The organism is Azospirillum sp. (genome assembly GCF_035627195.1).
GTDB lineage: Bacteria > Pseudomonadota > Alphaproteobacteria > Azospirillales > Azospirillaceae > Azospirillum.
The window spans coordinates 25,892-32,280 of the sequence record NZ_DASPMG010000263.1 but is presented as its reverse complement, the minus strand read 5'-3'; the positions used below and the strand labels follow the sequence as shown (position 1 = coordinate 32,280).

At 71.7% G+C, this 6,389-nt stretch carries 6 protein-coding genes; 2 read left to right on the top strand and 4 right to left on the bottom strand.

Annotation, left to right across the window (positions count from 1 at the left end; genetic code table 11):
- On the bottom strand, window positions 1-863 hold an 863-nt coding region (locus tag VED21_RS23765; RefSeq protein ID WP_324886691.1), incomplete at its 3' end, for a heparin lyase I family protein.
- 185 nt (window positions 864-1,048) lie between these two features.
- Between VED21_RS23765 and VED21_RS23760 the strand changes: the two genes are divergently transcribed.
- On the top strand, window positions 1,049-2,083 hold the full coding sequence (locus tag VED21_RS23760; RefSeq protein WP_324886689.1) for an anti-sigma factor antagonist: 1,035 nt from the start codon (window positions 1,049-1,051) through the stop codon (window positions 2,081-2,083).
- Between the two features lie 125 nt (window positions 2,084-2,208).
- On the opposite strand, the gene radC is transcribed toward VED21_RS23760, so the two are convergent.
- Window positions 2,209-2,973 carry a RadC family protein gene (radC, locus tag VED21_RS23755; RefSeq protein WP_414638290.1) on the bottom strand — a complete coding sequence of 255 codons (765 nt, stop codon included), beginning with the start codon at window positions 2,971-2,973 and terminating at the stop codon, window positions 2,209-2,211.
- 199 nt (window positions 2,974-3,172) lie between these two features.
- On the opposite strand from radC, the gene VED21_RS23750 reads away from it, so the two are divergent.
- Window positions 3,173-4,594, top strand: a complete 1,422-nt coding sequence (locus VED21_RS23750) for a hypothetical protein (RefSeq protein WP_324886687.1) — start codon at window positions 3,173-3,175, stop codon at window positions 4,592-4,594.
- Between the two features lie 27 nt (window positions 4,595-4,621).
- Here VED21_RS23750 and map read toward each other — a convergent pair whose 3' ends face one another.
- The gene (gene map, locus VED21_RS23745; RefSeq protein WP_324886685.1) at window positions 4,622-5,443 is read right to left on the bottom strand and encodes a type I methionyl aminopeptidase; all 822 of its coding nucleotides are present in this window, start codon (window positions 5,441-5,443) and stop codon (window positions 4,622-4,624) included.
- Window positions 5,444-5,463: 20 nt separating this feature from the next.
- The gene (sfsA, locus tag VED21_RS23740; RefSeq protein ID WP_324886683.1) at window positions 5,464-6,183 is read right to left on the bottom strand and encodes a DNA/RNA nuclease SfsA; all 720 of its coding nucleotides are present in this window, start codon (window positions 6,181-6,183) and stop codon (window positions 5,464-5,466) included.
- Window positions 6,184-6,389 lie beyond the last annotated feature (206 nt).

Sequence of the window (6,389 nt, the reverse complement as noted above, 5' to 3'; positions counted from 1 at the left end):
GCCATGTTGCGGTAGGGGCCGAAGTTGAAGTACTGCACGCCGTCGAACAGCCGCTGGCCGATGCGCCCGGTGGCCCGCGCGATGCGCACGCCGTCCGCCCACACCTCGACGATGCCGTCGGCCCCCAGCGACGGCCTGATGTGGTAGACCATGCCGACCCAGTGCCCGAACGGGTCGGGCAGGGGGGCGAAGCGCTCCACCGTCACGTCCCTGGCGCACGGCTCGGCCGTCGTCTCCTTCGTGGTGTGGCGGAAGCTCTCGGGCTGCGGCGCCCGATCGCCCTGGTAGGCCAGCAGGATGCGGCACTCGCCGCCGCCGTCCTCCGGGGCCGCGTCGTTCTGGATGGTGATGTGGAACCGGCGGTTCTTGAAGCGCTGCGCCACGAACGGGCTGGCGTCGCCCCAGCCCTTCCATTGCCCGACGACGAGGCGCACGCCGTCGTCCGTTCCCACCCGGCCGTCGATGCGCATGGCGAAGCCGTACCAGACGTCGCTGCCGAAGGGCAGGTGCCGGGCTTCCGCCTCCCACACGTCGGCGCGGTCGCGGTGGGGCTGCAGATAGGGGGCGTTGGGATTGGCCGGGTCCAGGCAGCCCTTCCACGGCACCGGAGCGGCCGTCACCTCCGCCCGCACGTCGCCCGGATTGCGCAGCGACAGGCCCAGCACCTTGCCGCCGCGCGCCGCGTCGTCCCGCACGGCGAAGGCGTTCTCGGCGCGCTGGCAGGGCTGCACCGGCGACTCCGCCGGCGTCCACGCCTCGAAATCCTCGCGGTAGGAAACGGGGTCGGCCAGCGCCGGGGCGGCGTTCACGGGTGCGGCGCCCAGCAGGGCGGCCAGCAGCAGGGCGGGGGCGGTGCGCGTCATGGCGGGTCCCGGTCGGTCGGTCTGCGCCGTCTTCATAGCATGGGTTGCGTTTCCCCGCGCGCGGTTCGCGGATGCCGGGCATGCGGGCCAGACCGGCCGACGCCGCAGGTTGACGCCGTATGCGTACGTGTCCAGTGTTGCGGGACGCGGCCGCCGGATGGCCGCCCAACCGGGAGAGGGAGCAGATGGACATCGCCGAACGGACAGAGCAGGGCGTCAGCGTCGTCGGCGTCGGCGGACGCGTCGACGGCAGCACCGCGGCGGAGCTGGAGCGCCGCCTGCTGGCCGGCCTGCAATCGGGGGCGCCGCTGCTGGTCGACCTGTCGGGCCTGGGCTACATCAGCAGCGCCGGCCTGCGCTCCTTCCTGAAGGCGGCCAAGCAGGCCAAGGCGGCGGGCGTGCCCCTGGCGCTGGCCGGTCTGCAGGCGCAGGTGCGCGAGGTGTTCGAGGTCGCCGGCTTCCTGCCGCTGTTCGCCGTGCACGCCGACGTCGCCGCCGGCCTCGCCGCGCTGGCCGGCGCGCCGCACGCCCCGGCGGGCGCCGTTTCCGCCGCCGCCCCGGCGCCGGAGGGCAGCCACCCGACCCTGCTGGAGGAGGTGGTGCTGCTGGGCATCGACGAGGAATCGGGCGTGCCCCGTCCCACCGCGCGCAGCGTGCTCGACCTCGTGGTCGCCGGTGCCGCACTGATGGAGCTGGCGCTGCTCGGCCGCGTCGATTCGGACCTGGAGACCACCTCGGTCACCGACGCCACCCCGACGGGCGAGCCGCTGCTGGACGGCGTGCTGGCGGCGCTGGCCGCCTCCGGCCCCGGCCCGACCGCCGACCGCGTGTCGGAGATCGCCGCCTATGGCGCGGAGCTGCGCGAGAAGGCGCTGGACCGGCTGGTGGCGCGCGGCATCCTGCGCTGCCAGGAGGGCCGCATCCTGTGGATCTTCCGCGACCGCCGCTACCCCGTCGTCGACGGCCGCGAGCGCCGCGAGGTCCGCGCGCGCCTGCGCGACCTGCTGCTGGGCACCGACATCCCGGACGCGCGCGACGTGGTGCTGGTGTGCCTAGTGGACGCCTGCGGCCTGTTCGGCGCCGTGCTGAACGACGAGGAGTTCACCAAGGCCAAGCCGCGCATCGCCCAGATCCGCCGCATGGACCTGATCGGCCAGGAGGTCGAGCGCTCCATCGTGCAGATCGAGGCGGCCATCGCCCGGTCCATGCTGCCGGTGTAAGCGTCGCTTGCCCCCTCCCTCCCGCTTCGCGGGTCCCTCCCTCCCCCGCTTCGCAGGGGAGGGGGAGAAACGGCGGCAGTCCCCTCCCCTGCGCAGCGGGGGAGGGTTAGGGAGGGGGCAAAACCCTACATCAACCCCAGCGCCTTGAAGCTGGCGTGCTTGCCCTTGCCCACCACCACGTGGTCGTGCACGGCGATGCCCACGGCGTCGGCGGCGCGGATGATCTCCTTGGTCATGTCCACGTCGGCGCGGCTGGGGCTGGGGTCGCCCGACGGGTGGTTGTGCACCAGGATGACCGCCGTGGCGCCCAGCTCCAGCGCGCGGCGCACCACCTCGCGCGGGTAGACGGGCGTGTGGTCCACGGTGCCGCGCTGCTGCACCTCGTCGGCGATCAGCGTGTTCTTGCGGTCCAGGAACAGCAGGCGGAACTGCTCCGTCGTCTCGTGCGCCATCGCCGCCGTGCAATAGTCCATCAGCGCGTTCCAGGAGCTGAGCACCGGGCGCTTCAGCACCTGCTGCCGCATGGCGCGCAGCGCGCAGGCCCCCACCGCGCGCACCGTGGCGACGCGGGCGTCGCTGTTCAGCGCCACCTCGCCCGCCTTCAGGCCGCGCAGCTTCTCCGGCGGCGCCTGCACGGCGTTCCACAGCCCGCCGAAGGTCTGGATCAGCATCTTCGCCAGCGGCTTCACGTCCTTGCGCGGCTCGACGGCGAACAGCACCATCTCCAGCAACTCGTAGTCCTGCAGCGCGTCCGCCCCGCCGGACAGGAACCGGGCGCGCAGCCGGTCGCGGTGGCCGTGGTAGTGCGGGTCATCCTCGCCCCCCGAAGGGCTCCCTGAAGGCAGGGCATCGACGGGCGTGGAGAGGCCCGGCAGCGGCGCCTCCCTCAACGTGCCCGCATCAGTCGAAGATCTGCGCTTTCGGCGGTTCGCCTCGGCCATGGGTGTCCCGGATCTGCATGCATAGGTGTGTGCCGACTATAGCGCGCTCGCGTGCCGGCTGTCTCGAGCTCGTACGAACGCGATCTGGACAAACGCAGGTTGCCGGCGGCAACAATGGCGCCCCACCGGACGGAGCGTTCGTGCACCCATGGCCCTGTCAAACCTGACCTCCATCAGCGACAACCTGTACAACGAAGCCGCGCGCCTGAGCCGCGCCGTGTACGAGAGCGAGACCGCCAAGGCCTTCGCCCACGCGCCGGGCTGGACGCCGCTGACGTCCGCCGACCTGCCGGTGTCCACCGGCACGCTCAACAACGGCCTGTTCGAGAACCAGAACGGCAACGCCCTGGTGGCGGCGGCCGTGGTGGACGGCAAGCGCACGCTGGCCGTCGTCTTCCGCGGCAGTGACGAGCGCGAGGACTGGATCCAGAACTTCCGCAACATCGACGAGCACGCCGCCAACTTCACCGGCCTGCTCAGCGCGGCCGACGCGCTGGTGGCGCAGGGGCAGTTCGACCAGGTGCTGCTGGCCGGGCACAGCCTGGGCGGCGCCGTGACCCAGGTGTCGATGAACAGCCTGCCGCACGCGCCGCAGCTGGTCGGCGTCACCTTCGGCTCGCCGGGCTCGGTCACCGGCGGGGCGGACGACCGGCTGGTCAACTTCCGCGTCGCCAACGACCCCATCCCCTGGCTGGCCGAGCACCGCGTGGACATCGCCGACTTCGTCCGCTCGCTGCCGCCCGCCGGGCAGACGGTGGTGGCGCAGCGGGTGGCCGACCTCGTCCGCGAGGACCCGCCGCTCACCGCGCAGGACGTCCTGGGCACGCTGCCCTACATGACCAGCAACTACGCGCTGCGCGGCGCGCTGGTCGAGCTGCCGGGCTCCGGCGGGGTGCCGCTGCCGACCTCGCTCTCGGTCGACGTGACCGACAAGCTCGACCTGTCGCGGCACGGCATCACGCTGTACCAGACCTTCATGCCGACGCGCACCACCGGCACCGACGCGGGCGAGAGCTTCGCCGGCAGTGCCGCCATGGACGACCACTTCGGCTACGGCGGCAACGACACGCTGTCGGGGCAGGGCGGCAACGACGCGCTGTACGGCAATCTGGGCGACGACCTGCTGTTCGGCGGCGACGGCGACGACTGGATGCACGGCGGCCAGGGCGGCGACGCGGTGGAGGGCGGCGCCGGCAACGACCAGCTCTACGGCGGGCTGGCGGGCGACACGGTGTCGGGTGCCGCCGGGGCCGACACGCTGTTCGGCGGGCAGGGCGGCGACGCGCTGCTGGGCGGCGACGGCAACGACGTGCTGTGGGGCAATCTGGGCGACGACACGCTGACCGGCGGTGCCGGCGCCGACCGCTTCGGCTTCGGCGGCAACAGCGGCGCCGACGTGGTGGCCGACTTCGACGGCGCCGGGGGCGACCGCATCCTGCTGGCCGGCGGGTTGACCTACACCGTGCAGGCCGGCACCGGCGGCGTGGCCGTGCTGGCCCTCGGCACCGGCAACACGGTGACCCTGACCGGCGTGCGCGCCGACCAGTTCAGCAGCACGTGGGTGGTGTGAGCGACGGGGTTGGGGCGGGGTCGGGGCTTACGCCCCGACCTTCTCCACCGCGTAGGGCGGCTTGTGCATCCCGGCCGGGGACAGGGTGAAGATCTCGCAGCCGTCCTTCGTCACGCCGATCGAGTGCTCGAACTGCGCCGACAGCGACTTGTCCTTGGTCACGGCGGTCCAGCCGTCGCCCAGGATCTTCACGTCGTGGCGGCCGGCGTTGATCATCGGCTCGATGGTGAAGAACATGCCCTCGCGCAGCACCACGCCCTGGCCCGGCTTGCCGAAGTGCAGGACCGACGGCGGCTCGTGGAACACGCGGCCAAGCCCGTGCCCGCAGAAGTCGCGCACCACCGAGAAGCGCTGCGCCTCCGCGAAGCTCTGGATCGCATGGCCGACGTCGCCCAGCGTGGCGCCCGGCTTCACCTTCGCGATGCCGATCATCAGCGCCTCGTAGGTGACGTCGACCAGCTTCCTGGCCTTCACGCCGACGTCGCCCACCAGGTACATGCGGCTGGAATCGCCGTACCAGCCGTCCAGGATCGGCGTCACGTCGATGTTCAGGATGTCGCCGTTCTGCAGCCGCTTGTCGCCCGGAATGCCGTGGCAGACCACGTGGTTGACCGAGATGCAGGTCGACTTCGGATAGCCGCGGTAGCCCATGGGGGCCGAGATGGCGCCGTGGCCGCGGATGAAGTCGTCGCACAGCTTGTCCAGCTGTTCGGTCGCCACACCCGGCTGCACGTAGGGCGTGATGAAGTCGAGCGTGAGGGCGGCCAGCCGGCCGGCCTTGCGCATACCCTCGAAGTCCTCCGGGCCGTGGAGCCGGATGCGCTGGGATTCGAGGTCGTCGTGTTCCACCGGTGCTTACCTTTTTCGCGTCAGTCGTCCAGGCGCAGCGGCAGCGGCCGCTGCAGTTCGATCGTTTCCGGGGTGAGGGTGCAGGCCCAGCACACCGCCTCCACACCGCGCGCCAGCGCGCGGCGGAGCCCGGCATCGTAGGCGGGATCGATGTCCCCCGCCACCCGGAAGTAAGTGCAGTCCATGCGCTGGACAAGATAGACCATGACCGCGCGGCAGCCCTGCGCCACCATCGCGGCCAGTTCCTCCAGGTGCTTGGCACCCCGCGCCGTGGGGCAGTCGGGGAACTCCGCCGCCAGCCCGTCGCGCAAGGCCAGCCGGCGCAAATGGACGTTCTTCACCTCCACATAGGCCGGCGGCCGCCCGGCACCCTCCAGCAGGATGTCGACGCGGGAGTTCTGCCCGTACTTCACCTCGCGCCGCAGCCGCTCGTACCCCGCCAGCTCCGGGATCAGCCCGGCCGCGATGGCGTCGGCCACCAGGGCGTTGGGGTGGGCGGTGTTGACGCCGACCAGCCCGCCGTCCGCCTCGATCAGCTCCAGCGTGTGGGCCAGCTTGCGCTTGGGATTGTCGGAGCGCGACAGCCACACCGCGGAACCCGGCGCGTCGACGCCCATCATGCTGCCGGAGTTGGGCACGTGCGCCGTCACCACCTCTCCGCCGTCCAGTTCGACGTCGGCGAGGAAGCGCTTGTAGCGCTGGATCAGGCGGCCGGGGATGAGCGGGGCGGGGAAACGCATGGCGCAAGGACGCTACCCGCAACAGCGCTGCCTTGGCAACGGGCAGGAGACACGGATGCACACGGATGCCGGCTGCGCCGGCCACGGATCAACACGAATGATTTTTTATCCGTGTCCGTCCGTGCAAAATCCGTGTCCATCCGTGTCTCAAAATCCCCTTCACCGGCACCCCGTTGACAATCCCGCCGCCGGCCTCACCTTGGCAG